This window comes from Streptomyces sp. NPDC007095, from assembly GCF_040634475.1.
Lineage (GTDB): Bacteria > Actinomycetota > Actinomycetes > Streptomycetales > Streptomycetaceae > Streptomyces.
On record NZ_JBEYFS010000233.1, the window covers coordinates 1 to 18,265 of the forward strand.

Genomic DNA, 18,265 nt, shown 5'->3' on the forward strand with positions numbered 1-18,265 from the left:
CGTCCGGGGCATGTACTCGCGGTTCCACGCCGGCTCGGAACTCTCCGCGGGCAGCTGCTCGAGGGGGACCACCACATAACTCTGATCGACGACGCGGGGCTTGCCGGGCCGGTGGTCGACAGCCTCCGGGTACAGGGCCATGCCCGGGTATCGGCCGGGGTCGGGGATGAAGGGGGCGACGACCCGCGGGACAGTGGCCTCGGCCACCTCGAACACCACCGGATACTTCACAACGCCGTGCTTCCGGGCCTTTTGGGCCTTCCGGAACAGCGAGGCCAGGACGGACCGCCGGTCGACCGATACGGCGGACAAGCGCAGCGTGGGGACAACGCCCCGGCTGTCGGCGTAAGTACGGGGATCCAGAGCACGGGGGTCGTCCAGCGCTCCGTCCGCCAAGAAGCCGAGGTATACCGGGCCGTTGACCGGTATCAGCAGCTCGGCCGCCTCGACGGCCAGCTCCGCGTACCCGGTCAGCTCCGGCGCCAGCTCTTCGGCCAGCGCGTTCGCCTGATTGACCAGCCGATCGCGCACCCGCTCCAACTCGGCCGCCCGGTTGGTCCCGCGCGGTGCGCGTTCCGCTGCCAGGAGCTTCGCGGCCTCCTTCAGCAGTTTGTCGAACCGCTGGTCCACGCGGAACACCAGCGGATACCGGCGCTCCTCCTTGCCGAACGCCTTCAATACCAGGTCGCGAGCCGCGGCCCTGAGCAGCCGACGCGTCTCCGCCTCGTCCCACCGACCGGAGTTCAGCAGAGGTTCGAGCAGATGACGGTCGGGACCGCCGGCCAGATACAGGCCAAGCAGGTGTCCTGGCCTGAGGTTCTGCACCCCTCGTCCATTGAACAGGCCGTGTTGTTCCATCAACTCCATCATGGCGGCCCGGCGGGATCCGGCTGTCGTGTCCCCGGCGGCGCGGGAAGCGGAGGGCCGCGGCCGGCCCTCCAGTTTGGCCAGCTCCGCGGTCTCCTGGAGGCGTCGTTGAACCAGGGAAGGGAAGTGGCCCCATTGCTCCTGGAAGTACCGCTCGTGCGGCAGCCGCAGCATGGTGATGGCGTCCAGGGGCGAGGTGGTGGACAACCGGTCCTGGATCCCGGAGTCGTCCCACATCAGCCTGCGGGGAGCCAGCTGGGCTTCGCTCCAGGCGTGGAGCCGGGCCGCGTCGACGAGCGCGGGGGGACCCAGCTCATCTCGCACCCCGGCCTTGTCCAGCGCCGCCAGGACCTCCCTGAGCGACTTACGCCTCAGACCCCAGCCGATCAGCGCCAGCCGGAATTTCGCCACGGAACCATTCGGCATCTCCAGCATGCGGCGCACACGCATCAGATACGTGACGCTCTCGGCCGGACCGTCGGTGAGCCGAAGGCCGTACGTGCCGTGCAGAAGCGCGCGGGTGGCGGGGGCGTACGGCTCCACCGGGTCGGGCACGCCCGGCAGCCGATCCGGGTTCAGTGACGGCTTCTCGTCCCACAGTCGGCGCAGCGCCTCCGGATGCCTGGGGTGCGAGTAGGACGCCCGTGCGAACGCCTCCATACGCTCCTCGAAGGTGGCATCCGAGTGCTCGTCCAGCAGGCGCTCGAGCTGGTCGGCGGCGGACTCGGGACGCTCACTGCGCGAGAAGAGTCGCGCGGCGGTTTCCTCATCGAGGTGCCGCTTCACGTAGTCGTGCAGTGCCCGGAGCGAGTCCACCACCTCGAAGTCCAGCTCGCGGACGGCACGGATCACCTCGCCGAGTGTCTGCTCGTACTCCTCGCTCAGTTCGTCGTAGCGGCTCGGGCTGCCGTCGGGGTTGGGGCCGTAGAGGGCCGGGAAGCGCGGCGGGAGAGTGGTGGCGTCTGCCATGGGAGGGTCGGCCGTGGGGGCGTTCCAGTGCTCGGCGCCTGGGTACAAGGTGGTGTCCGTCACCTCCTCGGCTGGGATCCCGTCGGCGGAGGGCCGCGCGGGCAGGCCCGTATCCGGGTCGAACGCAAGCCAGATGGTGGACTGGCCTTGCCTGTTCTCGCTCAGGTGGATCTCCGGCGCGTCACTGCCCCGCGCCTTGGTGACCGCCACACCGAACTCCGGTATCCACACCCACTTGTGAAGCGCCATGGCGACAGCGCCGGCCTGCCTGCCCTGACGGCTTCTGGCGACATCGGCAAGGGGCACCCCGGCCAGCCCGTCACCGCACTCCAGCATGACGACGTTCTCGACACTGCCCAAGTCCAGGTGCTTGCGCATCCTCTCCAGATCCGGAGCCGCCCCCTCACTCCCGTGCTGACCATAGAAGACGATGCCACCTCGGACGACCTGCTTCAGCGGCCACCGGCGGCCGATCCGGTCGCGACCGTAGCCCGCCCACTGCACGAAATGCTTTATGTTGCGCACCTCGCTGTACGCCGGCTTGCGCCGAGCCCACTCCGACGCCGTGAAGTGGAACAGCCCATCCCCGCGACCGTCGTTGGCGACCCGGTACCAGGCGGCGGGACCGACAGCCCGGGGCGCGGGACCTGGCTCCGCCCGCGCGAAACGGCCCGCTCCCCCGTCCGCCCGACGGGACGACTCCCGCTCCTGGCGCGAGCGGCCACCGCGATCGCTCTCCCGGCCCCCCGACGAACGGCCCGCACCCCCGTCCGCCCGACGGAACGACTCCCGCTCCTGGCGCGAGCGGCCACCGCGATCGGTCTCCCGGCCCCCCGAAGACTTCCGGGGCTCCCCGGAGCGACGGCCGTCCCGTCCGGCGGGTTCGGCCGGGCGCATCGGATTCGTCGCCGGGCGCCGCCCAGCCCCCGGCACCGGCCCCGGCTCCCGGTCCGGATCGGTGGCCCGAGGCGCGGGCCGGGCGCCACGACCATCCGGCTCCGCGACGGACGGCCCGAACTCCTCCCTTTCCCGCAACAGCACGTGCTCGTAGAGCTGGCCCCTGACATCACGACGTATCCGACGGGACACCACATCCAGCCACGTGTCCTGGCCGAACAACGTCTGACCCAGCCTGGAATCCCGGACCACCGGCGAGACATCATGGGCGCGCTGGGACTTGATGACCTCGAACAGCCTCTTCCCACCGGCGGGGTTCGCATGGCCACCCGCATAGATCGGGGACCTCATGGCCGCATCCCGGTTCAGCCGCGCCTCATGCAGCGCCGGCACCCGGACGACATCCAGCTCACCAGACGGCTCATCACCAGGCTCGCCGGTCACCGGCTCCTCTTCACGAACCGACCAGAACACGTTCGCACCCACGCCGGGCAACCTGCGCACCGCCTCATACGCCATCCCCAGATGCCACGGCATCTCGCCGTAGACATCGCCCAGCACACTCTCCGCCGCATCGAGCACCCGCCGGCGGTGCACCTCCAGATCCCGCCCCGTCCCGAACGCGGCGCTCTCCGCACGGGCGACCCTGTTGAACATCTTGTACTTCATCAACAGCCACGGGAAGTCATCCTTCTGCCTGGAGAACAGGTCATCGATGACGGAGCGCACACCCTCGCGCAAGTCATCGACGGTCGGCCTGTCCACGGCCGTCATCCAGTAGAAGAGCGCCGCATCTGTTCCCCCGGTCACCAACTGAAGCGCCGTGATGTGCTCGTCGCCCAGCCGGTCCAGCGGATGCCCGGGGTGACGCCGACGCCACGCCGCCAAGGCGTCCAGCCGGTCCTCCAGCCCCCAGCGCGGGACATCCGGGCTGTTCGTCCTCCCTTCGAGCGCGTCGACAATGCCCTCGGGAACGAGGCCGTCACCGGTGACCTCCGGGAGGAGCCAACGGGTCCTGTCGCGGTACACGGCGACGTGCGGAGGGACCAGCGCACGGCCGGTCCGGGGCGCCAGCTTTCGGTCCGCCCAAAGAGAGAGATGCGTCCCGAAGCCCTTCAGCGCGACGACTTCCTCCACGTCGATGAAGCCCACCTCGGCTCGGACCGCGGCCTCCAGCACCTCATACAGCGAGTAGCGGGGGACCAGCCAGCCCACCACCGCCTTACGGAAGGCGACCAACTGGACGTAGCTGGGGTCGATCAGCTTTTTGTACTGCTTGAACAAATCCCGGAGCAGCGCGCCCGTCGCTCGGGTGCGCCGAATACCGACTTCCTCGTAAGCCGCCTGTTCCTCCCCGGAGAGCGGCATCCGGTCGTAGTCCTCCAACCGTTTGCCGGGCAGGGCCCGCCCAAAGAACTGGTACATCAGTGTCGACAGGTCCGCGGAGCTCGAAGGCGGGGTGCCAGTGGCCACCTTCACGGCGTGCCAAGCAGCGTCAAGCGCGTCGCGGCCCCGGGACAGTTCCAGGCCCAGCCCGGTCTCGTAGTCCATGGCCTTCTCGGACCACTTCGGCTCCCCGGCCAGGCCACTGAGGCGATCGCCCCGCAGGGTGAACGACCAAGGGCGTGGCGCCAAACTGTTCCGCGGCCGGGGCGCGAACGCGTCGAACCTTGGTTCCGGTACGTCGGCGGTGGGTTCGAGCAGGAAGGGGACCCGGTCCCTCACCCGCGCATCCGAAACGGTTCGGATCTCGTCCAACGGGTGTATGACGAGGCCGGAGGCGCCTGCGGTCACCGACTCGCTCCAGTCGGCCACGCCCCGTACCAGCGGGGGAACGGCCTGGTGGGAAGCCGCGGCGTTGCACGCGATCAGCGCGATCCGGAAGTCGTCGGCTTTCCCCGCGGCGGGGGCCAGGAGCTCCTTCGCGTAGACACCCAACTGGGGGCCGCTCACACGCTTCGTTCCGGAGCGGGACGGTACGGTCCCGCTGACCCTGCTGTGCAGAACGAGGTGAGGGGTTCCGAGCGGCCAGGGCAGCGCGTGCGAACCGTCCTCGACGACGTCGACTTTTTTCCCTCCCATCCTCCTGGGTCCCTGGGAAATGTAGTAGCGGGTCGCCTGGGCGGCGGCGCGGAGAGGGATATCGGCGTCGGTCCAGTCGCTCAGGGATGCGAGGAATCCGCCGGCCGGCCTGCCGCTTGGTGTGCGCAGCACCCGGGTCATGAACTCGCGGTTCCACGCCGGCCCGGAACTTTCCACGGGCCGCTCCCTGAGGGGAACCACCACATACCTCTGGTTGGTGCTCTCGTCGCGCTCCACCCGGGGCTTGCCGCGCTGGTAGGAGACAGCCTCCGGATACAGGGCGAAGCCCCGGTCCTCGTCAGCGTTGCGAATGAAGGGGGCGATGACCCGCGCTCGGGTGGACTCCTCCACCTCATAGAGCACCGGGAGCTCCCCACGGCCATTCTCCCCGGCCCCCCGCAACACTTCGGTGAGCACGGACCGCCGGTCGGTCGACACGTCATCCAAAGGACGCGCCCCGTTCACCAACGTGCGCAAGTACACCGGCCCACTGACCGGCATCAGCAACTCGACCGCCTCGACAGCCAGCTCCGCGTACCCGATCAGCTTCGGCAGCAACTCTTCAACCAGCGCTCCCGCCAGATTGGCCAGCCGATCCCGCATCCGTTTCAAGCTGGTCCGGCGCGGTGCGCCCTCCGGTGCCCGAAGGTCCACGGCCTGCTCCAGCAGTTCCCCGAACCGCGAGTCCATACGGAAGACCAGCGGATACCCGTGCTCTTCGTGCTCCGCCTTGTCGAACGCCCGCACCACCAGCCTACGAGCAGCGTCCCGGATCAGCCGAAGCGTCTCCGCTTTATCCCGCCGGCCGGAGTCCGCCAGGGGCCGCAGCAGGTGGCGGTCCGGACCGCCGGCCAGATACAGGCCCAGCAGATGTCCGGCCCTGACGTTCCCCACACCGTCATCGGTGCGCTGGTGTTCCAGCAACTCCATCAAGGCGAGGCGGCGATACTCACGGGTCGCATCCGTGCTGACGCGGGGATCGGCGTAGTACTCCGACCCGCCCTCCAGGTTGGCCAGCTCCGCGATCTCCCTAAGGCGTTGTCGCACCGGGAAAGGGAACCGGTGCCACTCCTCCCGGAAGTACCGCTCATGCGGCAACCGCAGCAAGTCCCAGACGGACGCACTCGAACCCAGGGGGGAATCGGCCGTGGACTCGCTCGTGAGCATGCGGCGGGGATTGAGCAGGGAGTCGCTCCAGGCATGGAGCCGGGCCGCGTCGACCAGCGCGGGGGGATCCAGCTCATCGCGCACCCCGGCCTTGTCCAGCGCCGTCAGGATCTCCCTGAGCGACTTACGCCTCAGACCCCAGCCGATCAGCGCCAGCCGGAAGTACCTCTCGAGGCCGTGCGGCATCTCCAGCATGAGGCGCACGCGCATCAGATACGTGATGCTCTCGGCCGGACCGTCGGTGAGCCGGAGACCGTACCGGCCATGCAGAAGCGCACGGGCGTCGTCCGAGTGCGGCACTACCCGGTCGGGCACACCCGGCAGCCCATCCCGGTTCAGCGACGGATGCTCGTCCCACAACCGGCCCAGCGCCTCCGGATGCCTGGGGTGCGAGTAGGACGCCCGTGCGAACGCCTCCATACGCTCCTCGAAGGTGGCATCGGAGTGCTCGTCCAGCAGGCGCTCGAGCTGGGCGGCGGCGGACTCGGGGCGGCCGCTAAGTACGAACAGGCGGTCGGCCTTCCTCTGGCCGATGTGCCGCACGAAGTAGTCGTGCAGGCTCTTGAGCGAGATCACCATCTCGACGCGCACGTTGTAGACGCCGCGGATCACCTCGCCGAGTGTCTTCTCGTACTCCTCGCTCAGTTCGTCGTAGCGGCTCGGGCTGCCGTCGGGCTTCGGGCCGTAGAGGGCCGGGAAACGCGGCGCGAGGGCGGTGGCGTCTGCCATGGGAGGGTCGGCCGTGGGGGCGTTCCAGTCCTCGGCGGCGGGGTAGGTGGAGCCGTCCGGCAACTCCTCGGCTTCGATACCCAACGCGGAGGGCCCCGGGGGCCGCGACGGCAGGCCCGTCTCCGGGTGGAACCGCAGCCAACTGCTGACCCGGCCCTGGCTGTTCTCTCGCAGGTGGATCTCCGGCTCGGCACTGCCCGCGGCCTTGACCGCCACACCGTTCTCCGGTATCCAGACCCACTTGCCCAGCGCCTTGGCGACATCGCCGGCCTGCCTGCCCTGCCGGCGGCCGGCCGCGTTGGCGAGAGTCAGCCCGTCACCGCACTCCAGCATCACGACGTTCTTGACACTGTCCAGGTCCAGGTGCTTGCGCATCCTCTCCAGATCCGGAGCCGCCCCCTCACTCCCGTGCTGACCATAGAAGACGATGCCACCTCGGATCACCCGCTTCAACGGCCACCGGCGGCCGAACCGGTCGCCGTCACTGTCGCGCATCCACTGCACGAAGTGCTTCGCGGCGTGCACCAGCTTGTACGGCGGCTCGCGCCGGACCCACTCCGGCTGCGTGAAGTGGAACAGCCCGACGCCGCGACCCTCATGGGCGATCCGGTACCAGTTGGGGCTGGCGGTCCGGGGCGCGGGCCCGGCCTGCGTCGGCGCGGACCGGCCCGCCTCCGTGTCCGCCTGGCGGGCCGGCTTCTGCTCACGGGACGCGCGGCCCTGATCGGTCTCCTCGTTGTGCACCCGGGGCTCGCGGGTTCCCTCCCTGCCGGAGCCATGGCGGTCCCGCCCGGCGGATTCGGCCGGACGCTCCGCCCTCCCCGGCACCGGCTCCGGGGCCGCCGGACCGGTGGCCCGACGAGCGGGCCGGGCGCCTCGACCCTCCGGTTCCGCGGTGACCGGCCAGAAATCCTCCCTTTCCCGCAGCAGGACGTGCTCGTAGAGCTCACCGTCGGCGTCGCGGCGTATCCGGCGGGACACCACGTCCAGCCACGTGGCCCGGTCGAACAACGTCTGGCCCAAGTCGGGGTCGCGGACCACCGGCGAGACGTCACGGGCGCGCTCCGACTGCACGACCTCGTACAGCCTTTTCCGACCTGCGGGGTTCGAATGGCCCGCCAGGACCGGGCTCTTCATGGCCGCTGCCCGGTTCAGCCGCGCCTCGTGCAGCGCCGGCACCCATACGGCGTCCAGCTCACCAGACGGCTCACCGCCAGGCTCGCCGGTCAGCGGCTCCGCTTCACGAACCGACCAGAACACGTTCTCGCCCACACCGGGCAGCCTGCGCACCCCGTCATGGGCCATCCCCAGGTGCTGCGGGAGCTCGGCGAAGACCCGGTCCAGTACGCTCTCGGCCGCGTCGAGCACCCGCTGGCGGTGCACAGCCAGATCCTGGCCCGTCCCGTACGCGTCGATCGCCGCACGGGCGGTCGTGTTGAAGCTCCCGTACTTCATCAGCAGCCGCGGGAACTGGATGCTTTGTCTGGAGAACAGGTCATCGATGACGGAGCGCACGCCCTGACGCAGGAGGTCGACGGTCGGCCTGTCGGCGGTCGACATCCAGAAGAAGAGCAACCCGTCCGTTCCTCCGGTCACCAAGTGGAGCGCCGTGATGTGCCCGTCGCCCAGCCGGTCCAGCGGATGCCCGGAGTGGCGCCCGCGCCACGCGGCCAGGGCGTTCAGCCGGTCCTCCAGCCTCCTGCGCGGGACATCGGGGCTGTTCGTCCTTCCTTCGAGCGCGTCGACAATGCCCTCGGGAACGAGGCCGTCACCGGTGATCTCCGGCACGAGCCACCGGGTCCTGTCACCGTAAACGGCGGTGTGCGGAGGGAACAGCGGACGGCCGGTCCGGGGCGACAGCTCCTGGTCCGCCCAGAGGTACAGATGCGTCCCGGCACCCTGCAGCGCGACGACTTCCTCCCCGTCGAAGCCCACCTCGGCTCGGACCGAGGCGTCCAGCACCTCGTACAGCGAGTATCGGGGGACCAGCCAGCCCACCATTGCCTTGAGGAAGGCGAGCAACTGGGCGTGGGTGGGTTTGACCAGCTCGTTGTACCGCTGGAACAACTCGATGGGCAGTTCGGCCGTCGCTCGGGTACGCCGGATACCGACCTCGTCGTGAGCTGCCCGTTCCTCCCTGGAGGGCGGCAGCCGATCGTAGTCATTCACCTCACGGCCGGGCAGGGCCGCGTAGAAGAACCGGTGCATCAGTGTCGGCAGGTCCGCGGAGCGCGAAGGCCGGGTGCCAGTGGCCACCTCCACGGCGTGGCGCACAGCGTCGAGGTCCCGGCTCAGCCTCAGCCCCAGCTGGGTCTCGTACTCATAGGCCCGGGCGTCCCACTCGTCCTCCTTGACCAGGCCGATGAAGCTATGGCCCCGCTTGGTGAACGACCAGGGAAGCGGCCCCCGCCGGGTCCGCGGCCGGGGCTCGAACACGTGGAACCTGGGCTCCGGGTGGTCGGGGGTGGGTTCGAGAACGACCAGCGGGTCCGTCAGCTTCGCCCCCGAGCGAGTTTGGACACGAGGGCTGTGAATCCGGCGTGTAGACGCAGGGTTGACTCCGCCGGTGGCGGCAGTGCTGACACGCTCGCTCCAGTCGGTCATGGTTTGTGCCGCGGTCCCCGCGAAATTGCATGCGATCAGCGTGAGCCCGAACTCGCCGGGGATCTTCATGTCGTGCAGAACACGCTTTGCCCAGCTACCCACCTGGGCGGGGCTCGCACTCTTCATGCCGTAGCGCGACGGGGACTCCATGGTGCGCGAGTTGGAGTGCGCGGAGAGGTAGGCCGTGTGTCCGGGCCGCAGCGGCAGTGCGCGTGCCCCGGTGACGACCCAGCTGCCGTCCTTCGCGGTGCCGGACTGGACACGGTAAGTGGTGGCCTTCTTGGTGAGGTCGCCCAAAGCGGTTCGGCGGTTGACCCAGTCGCTCGCGGAATGCAGTGCCTGCCCAATCGGCGTGCCCTTTGATGTGCGCATCGTGTGGGCCGCGAACTCGCGGTTCCACGCCGGCTCGGAAACCTCCGCGCGCCGTTCCTCGAAGGGCAAGAGCAGATACCTCTGGTAGGTGCGCTCGTCGCGCACCACGCGGGGCGTGCCGGGCCAGAGGTCGACAGCCACCGGGTAAAGAGCCATTCCCGGGTGTCGGTCGAGGTCGCCGCTGAAGGGAGCGACGACCCGGGCGACATCGGATTCGGCCACGACCCCCAGCACCGGGATCTCCCCCGGCTCCACGTCCCTCCGGAACAGCCAGGTGAGGACGGACTCCGGGTCGACCGACACGGCGGACAGGCGCGGCAGATGGAGAACGCGCTCGCCGAGGCCATGGCTACGGGGGTCGTCCATCTGCCCGTCCGTCAAGAAGCCGACATACACCGCCCCGCTGACCGGCATCAGCAGCTCGACCGCTTCGACGGCCAGCTCCGCGTACCCGGTCAGCTCCGGCAGCCGCTCCTCGACCAGCGCGACTGCCCGATCGGCCAGCTGTTCCTCGTTCCGCTTCGAGCTGTTCGGGCGAGGTTCGCCTTCCGCTGTCCGAAGCTGCGCGGCCTCCTCCAGCAGTTCGCCGAACCGCGGGTCCATACGGAAGAAGTGCGGGGGCGCGTCCTCGCCGGGTGCCTCCACCACCCACTTGCGGACCTCGTCCTGGAGCAGCCCGAGCGCCTCCGGTCCGTCCGGGTGCGCCAAGCGCTGTTCCAGCAGGTGGCGGTCGGGACCGGCGGCCAGATACAGGCCGAGCAGGTGTCCGGCCCTGAGGTTCTGTATCCCGGCGGAGGTGCCCTGGCTTTCCCGCAACTCCATCATGGCGAGCCGGCGATGCCAGGTGGTCGCGTCCTCGGCGTCGCGGGGAACGGCAAAGGACAGCGGCCGGCCCTCGAGCCCGGCCAGCTCCGCGATCTCCGCAAGGCGCTGGCGGACCAGCGGAGAGAAGCGGTCCCATTCCTCCTGGAAGTACCGCTCGTGCGGCATCCGCAGCAGGCCCCAGGCGCGCGTACCCGGACCGAACAGGTCAGCGAGCTCGGGGTTGCCGTGGATCAACCTGTAGGGATTGAGCTGGGAATCGCTCCAGGTGTGGAGCCGCGCCGCGTCGACGAGCGCGGGGGGATCCAGCTCACCGCGCTCCCCGGCCTTGTCCAGCGCCGCCCGGAGCTCCGCCAGCGAGTTGTTCCTCAGGCCCCAGCCGATCAGCGCCAGCTGGAAGTACCCCGCGTAGCCGCCCGGTACCTTCAGCATGCGGCGCACACGCATCAGGTAAGTGACGCTCTCGGCAGGGCCGTCGGTGAGCCGGAGACCGTACCGGCCGTGCAGAAGCGCGCGGGCGTCGTCCGAGTGCGGCACTACCCGGTCGGGCACACCCGGCAGCCCATCCGGGTTCAGCGACGGATGCTCATTCCACAGCCGGCCCAGCGCCTCCGAACGCCTGGGGTGCGAGAACGTCGCCCGCGCGAAGGCCTCCATACGCTCCTCGAAGGTGGCGTCGGAGGTCATGTCCAGCAGGCGAGCGACCTGGCGGGCGGTGGACTCAGGACGCGCCCTGCGTGTGAACAGGCGGTCGGCATCATGGTGGCCGATGTGCTGCACGAAGTAGGCGTGCAGGGCCTTGAGTGACTCCGTCAGCTCGAAGTGCACGTTGTGGACGCTGCGGATCACCTCGCCGAGCGTCTGCTCGTACTCCTCGCTCAGTTCGTCGAAGCGGCTCGGGCTGCCGTCGGGGTTGGGGCCGTAGAGGGCCGGGAAACGCGGCGGGAGGGCGGCGTCGTCGGCCGTGGCGGACTCAGCCGTGGCGGACTCGGCCGTGCGGGACTCGGCCGTGCGGGCGTTCCAGTCCTGGGGGGCGGGGTACAAGGCGACGCCCGTCACCTCCTCGCCCGGGATCCCGTCGGCGGAGGGTTGTGTGGGCAGGCCCGTGACCGGGCTGAAGGCGAGCCAGATCGTGGACCGACCCCGCCCGTCCTCGCGCAGGTGAATCTCCGGCTTGTCACTGCCCGGCGCCAGGGTGGCCGCCACCCCGCCCGGCGGAATCCACACCCACTTTCCGAGCGCCCTGGCCACAGCGCCGGCCTGACGGCCCTGACGGCTGCCGGCGGCGGTGGCGGGGGTCAGCCCCTCACCGCACTCCAGCATGACGACGTTCCTGACACTGTCCAAGTCCAGGTGTTGGCGCATCTTTTCCACGTTCGGGGGCGTCACATCGCTCCCGTGCCGACCGTAGAACACGATGCCACCCTGGATGACGCGGTGCAGCTGCCACCGGCGGGCGATCCGGCTGCCGCGTTCGTCGATCGCCCACTGCACGAAGTGCACCGCATCGGCCAGCCTGCGGTACGGCGCCAGACGCGGCGCCCAGTCCTCCGGCATGAAGTGGAACAGCCCGACGCCACGGCCGCCAGGGGCGACCCGATACCCGGTGGGGCTGACAGCCCGGGGCGCGGAACCCCTACGCGTCCGCTCGTCACGCCCCGCCCCCCTGCCCGCCGCACGGGCCGACCCCGACTCCCGGCCCTCCGCACGAGCCGACCCCGACTCCTGGCGCGCTCGGCCACGATCGGTCTCCTCGTGCACCGAGGGCTTCCGGGACTCTCCCCTGTGGGAGGGGTGGGTGCGGGTCTCCCGCCCAGCGGTCTCGGCCGGGCGGGTCTCCCGCCCAGCGGTCTCGGCCGGCCGCATCGGATACGTCGCCGAACGCCGCCCGTTCCCCGGCACCGGCTCCGGCACCGCGGACGCCGGCCCGAACTCCTCCCTCTCCCGCAGCAGCGTGTGCTCATAGAGCCGGCCCTTGGCGTCGCGTCGTATCCGACGGGACACCACGTCCAGCCACGTCTCCCGGCTGAACAACACCTGACCCAGCTCAGGACGGCGGGCGACCGGCGAGACATCGCGGGCTCGTTTCGACCCGATGACCTCGAACAGCCTTATCCCACCATGGGGGTTCGCGTGACCGCCCGCATAGAACGGCGACTTCCTGGCCGCTTCCTCGTTCAGCCGTGCCTCGTGCAGCGCCGGCACCCGGACGACGTCCAGCTCACCAGGCGGCTCATCGCCAGGCTCACCGGTCAGCGGCTCCGCTTCGCGAACCGCCCAGAACACGTTCTCACCCACACCGGGCTGCCTGCGCAGTGCCTCATAGGCCATCGCCAGGTGCCACGGCATCTCGCCTCGGACCGCGTCCAGCGCGCTCTCCGCCGCGTCCAGCACCCGCTCGCGGTGCACCGCCTCCGAGTCGGTCCCGTACGCGGCGATCGCCGCGCGAGCGATCCCGTTGAAATTCGTGTACTTCATCAACAGCCACGGGAAGTCGGCCTTCTGCCTGGCAAACAGGTGCTCGATGACAGAGGCCACGGCCTCGCGCAGCTCATCGACGGTCTGGTCGCCGGCGGTCATCATCCAGTAGAAAAGGGCCGCGTCCGTTCCACCGGTCACCAGTTGGAGGGCCGTGACATGCGCGTCGTCCAGCCCGTCCAGCGGATGGCGTCCGGGCTGACGCCGGCGCCACGCTTCCGACGCCTCCAGCCTGTCGCGCAGCCCCGTAAGGGGGACAATGGGGCTCGCCGTCCTTCCTGTGAGCGCGTCGACGATCCCCTCGGGAACGACACCGTCGCCAGTGACCTCGGGAACGAGCCAACGGGTGCTGTCACGGTAGACGGCGACGTGCGGGGGAAGCGGCACACCGGCCGGCCGCGGCCCGCCGGTCCGGGGCGCCAAAGCCCGGTCCGCCCAGAGATACAGATGCGTCCCGACACCCTTCAGAGCAACCGCTTCCTCCACATCGAAGAAAACCGCACTGGCGCGGTCCGAGGCATCCAGCACCTCGTACAGCGAGTAGTGGGGAACGTACGGCGAGGAGCGGGTGACCAGCCAGCCCACCACCGCCTTCCGGAAGGCCAGCAGCTGGGCATGACTGGGGCCGATCAGATCCTGGTACCGCTGGAGCAACTCCCTGGGCAGCACGGCCGTCGCTCGGATACGCCGGATACCGGCGTTGTCGTAAACCGCCTGTTCCTCCCTTGAGATCAGCAAGCGGTCGTAGTCATTCACCTCACCAGGCAGGGCCGACCGGAAGAACTGGTGCATCAGTGTCGACAGGTCCGCGAAGCGCGAAGGCCGGACACCAGTGGCCACCTCCACGGCGCGCCCAGCGGCGTCAAGCGCCTCGCCGTCCCGGGCCAGCTCCATGCCCAGCCAGGTCTCGTACTCCAGGGCCCTCTTGGGCCACTCCGGCAACTTCGTCAGGCCCTTGAGGCGATGACCCCGCTGGGTGAACGACCAAGGGCGTGGCGCCAGACTGTTCCGCGGCCAGGGCTTGAACGTATCGAACCTGGGTTCCGGTTCGTCGGCGGTGGGTTCGAGTATGAACGCGTTCCGGTCCTTCACCCGTGCACCCGAGACGGTTTGGATCTCGTCCATCGTGGTCTGGACGGAGCCGGAGGCGCCTGCGGTGACCCATTTGCTCCAGTCGGCCACGCCCTGTACCAGCGGGGGAACATCCCGATGGGAATCTGCGGCGTGGCACGCGACCAGCGCGAGCCGGAAGTCCTTTCTGCCCGCGCCAGGGTCCAGCAACTCCGCCGCGTAGACACCTACCTGAGGGCCGTTCACATTCTTCATTCCATAACGGGACGGTACGGCTGCGCTGACATTCGCGTGCATGACGAGGAAGCCCACGTTCCCGGGCGTCCAGGGCAGCACGCGCGGCCGGTCCTCGATCAAGTTAACGGAATTCACTCTTTCACGGAGAACGTAATAGCTGGTCGTCTGAGTGACAGCGCGGAGATGAATGCCACCCTTGACCCAGTCGAATATGGATGCGAAGAATGCCCCGACCGGCCCACCGCTTGGTTTGCGAAGCACCCGGCTCATGAACTCGCTGTTCCACACCGGCTCGGAACTCTCCACGGGCCGTTCCCTGAGGGGAACCACCACATACCTCTGGTTGGTGCTCTCGTCGCGCTCCACCCGGGGCTTGCCAGGCTGGTAGGAGACAGCCTCCGGGTACAGGGCAAAGCCCCAGTTTTCGCCGGCGTTGCGAATGAAGGGGGCGATGACCCGCGCTCGGGTGGACTCCTCCACCTCATAGAGCACCGGGAGCTCCCCACGACCACCTTCCCCGGCACCCCGCAAAACCTCGGTGAGCACGGACCGCCGGTCGGTCGACGCGGCGTCCAAAGGACGCGCCCCGTTCGCCAAGGTACGCAAGTACACCGGTCCGTTGACCGGCATCAGCAGCTCGACCGCCTCGACGGCCAGCTCCGCGTAGCCGATCAGCTCCGGCAGCCGCTCTTCCGCCAGGTCTTCTGCCCGACGGACCAGCCGATCCCGCATCTGCGCCAGACGGTTCCGATGCGGTACGCCCTCCGCTCGAAGCTCCGCGGCCTCCCTCAGCAGTTCCCCGAACCGCGAGTCCATACGGAAGACCAGCGGATACCGGTGCTCCTCGTACACCTCCTCGCCGAACGCCTGCGACACCAGCTCGCGCGCCGCGTCCCGGAGCAGCCGAACCGTCTCGTCCTCGTCTTGCCGACCGGTGCCCACCAGGAGTTTCATCAGGTGGCGGTCCGGACCGCCGGCCAGATACAGGCCAAGCAGATGCCCTGTCCTGATGCTGTGCACTCCATCCTCGGTGCGCTGGTGTTCCAGCATCTCCATCAAGGCCACCCGACGACGAGTGAGGGTCGTATCCACGCTGAGGCGGGGATCGACGTAACGCCCCCCCAGGCCCTCCAGTCCGGCCAGCTCCGCGATCTCCGCAAGGCGTTGTTCAACCGCGGACGGGAATCGGGCCCATTCCTCGCGGAAGTACCGCTCGTGCGGCAACCGCAGCGAGTCCCAGGCGGGCGAACCCGGCTTCAGGGGGGAACCTGGCACGGACTCCTTCATGATCAGGCGGCGGGGAGCGAACATGGAGTCGCTCCAGGTGTAGAGCCGTGCCGCGTCGACGAGCTCGGGGAGATCCAGCTCATCGCGCACCCCGGCCTTGCGCAGCGCCGCCAGGACCTCCACCAGCGAGTTGCGCCTCAGACCCCAGCCGATCAGCGCCAGCCAGAAGTCCCCCACGGAGTTGTCCGACAGCTGCAGCACCCGACTCAAACGCATCAGGTAGGTGATGCTCTCGGCCGGGCCGTCGGTGAGCCTCAGGCCGTACTGGCCATGCAGACGCGCTCGAGTCCTGCGCGAGTGCGGCTCCACCAGGTCGGGCACGCCCCGCAGCCCTTCCGGCTTCAGCCGCGGCTTCTCCTTCCACAGTCGGCGCAACGCCTCCGGATACGTGGGGTGCGCATAGGCAGCCCGCTCGAACGCCTCCATACGTTCCTCGAAGGTGGCGTCGGAGAACTCGTCCACCAGGCGAGCGACCTGGGCGTAGTCGGACTCGGAACGCCTACTGCGTGCGAACAGGCGGTCGGCTTTCCGCAGGCCGATGTGCTTCTCGAAGTAGGCGTGCAGCACCTTGACCGATTTCGCCGCTTCGGTGATCAACGCGCCGGTGAAGGAGAGCGCTTCGCGGAGCGCCCGCTCGTACTCCTTGCTCAGTTCGTCGAAGCGGCTCGGGCTGCCGTCGGGCTTCGGGCCGTAGAGGGCCGGGAAACGCGGCGGGAGGGCCTCATCGTCGGCCGTGTCATCGTTCCAGTACGCCTCCGGCGGGTAGGAGCGGTACGTCAGCGGCTCGGCGGCCGGCCCGGTGAGCGTGTCGGGGACCCGTTCGTAGCCGGGGACACCCGGCCGCACAGCGAAGAAGCCGGTGGCCTTGCCGTCCTTGTCCGCGTCGACGTGAATCCGGTCCTGCTCGTCGCCCTTCCCCGGGACGACCGCGACCCGGGAATCCAGCAGATAGACCGTCAGCTTCGTCCTGTTCACCATCGGCCTGAGCCGGTCGGCGGCGACGGCCAGCGACGCCGGCGTGGAACAGGCCAGCGCGGTGATCGACTTGAAGCCCGCCGCCGCCACCCGGGCCGCCATCCCCGCGACCTGGTCCACGAACCGCTCGACCCTGGCCGGGTCCCCGGCCCGAAGACCATGGCCCACCCAGAACGCGGTGGTGCCGTCGACGACCGGCATCCCGGCGTCAACACCCACGCTGTCAGTGCCGGACCCCTGCCACTGGGTGAAACGGATGAGATTCCGCAACCGTGGCAGCGCCGGGGACCGCAGCGCCTGGTCGACATGGTCGAAGAACGACTCCCCCATCCAGGCGCCCATCACGTCCGTGACGTCACGGGCCACCGGCTGACCGGCATGCTCACCGGACGGCTGGACGAGACGCAGCGCCGGCCACGGCAGCTCCGCCTCCTCCACCCGCACGGTGGGGTAGGACTGCCCGGCATGCTCCACCGGACGTACGTCGGAAAGCCGGCGCACCGATGTCGCGTGGGGGTAACGCACCTGACCGGGGCGGGTCGAGTGGGTCGACGTGTAGCCGGTCACGGAGCGGGCGGTGGAATCATCCATCTCGAAGATCACCGGCCGCGGTCCCTCATCGCCGCGACCAGCCACCCGGCCCCACTCCTTCAGGGCCCACTCCCGGTCCGTCGTCGCAGCGTGGAACCGCGACAGACCCCCGATGGGCAGCTGACCCACCCAATACACCGTTTGGTCCACCGGATCCAGCAGTTCCAGCGCCTCGGCGCCCATGCCCACATGCTCCGGCATACGAGGCTGCAGATCCCTCAGGATCTTCTCCAACTCGTCCAGCACGGGGGTCACGTCCTGGCTGTCCTTCGCCCTGGCCTTCTCCGCCACCTCGCGGAAGGGGGGGTAGGCCATCAGCAGCTCCGGGAACGCGAAGCCGCGTGCCGCGACCTCCTGGCTGACCCTCGCACGCAGCGCGGCGCCCCACCTCTGCCGGTCGATCCGGCCCCCGGTAGCGACCCAGGAGGCCAGCAGGCCCGCCTCGTCCAGCCGGTCGAGCATGCGCAACGCCGCCGTGTGGCCACGTCCCAGGCCGGACCGGGGCATTGCGTTCTGTTCCGTGAGGTGCGCTGTCCGCTCGGCGTACCACACCTCGTGCGGGAGCCTGAGCCGCTCCTGCAGCGCCGGGTCCGTGGTACGCGTGCGGGGCTGGAACAGGTGGTCGAGCTGCGCATAGAGCTCCACCGCGTCCCCGGCCAGCGCCGCACGCTCCAGGGCATCAGGGGGAAAGTTCGGCCCCTGGTCCATGGCCGGGAGCGAGGACAGGAGGATGTCGAAGAGGGAGTAGTCGGGGAGCCCGGCGATCAGGGCCTCGCGGAAGCGCGGCAAGTCCGCCACGGTGGCCTCCGGCAGCGCCAGGAACTTATCCAGAAGCGTGGGGACCGCCGACCGCCGGCCCTGGACGACCGGGATGCCGCGCCCATGGTGGACCTGCTGGAAGAAGTCACCCTTCGTATCCACGGGGGCCCGACGGTACTGCTTGTAGTCCAGCACGTTCTTGGCGAACGCGTCGACCAGTTCACGGGTGTTCGGGGAGTCCTGCCGCAACACGTCCGACAGGGCTTTCCGGCCCTCCGTCCGCCACAGGTCCAGGGGGTCGGCAGGAGCGGACATCTCACTGTTCAGCCAGCGAGCGGCGCTCAAGGCGAGCTGCCGC

The 18,265-nt window shown here is 69.4% G+C and carries 1 pseudogene; it reads right to left on the minus strand.

The annotated features are described in order from the left end of the window. Window positions 1-18,222, minus strand: a pseudogene (locus tag ABZ656_RS47445) (hypothetical protein); the annotation flags it as partial. Between the last annotated feature and the right edge of the window lie 43 nt (window positions 18,223-18,265).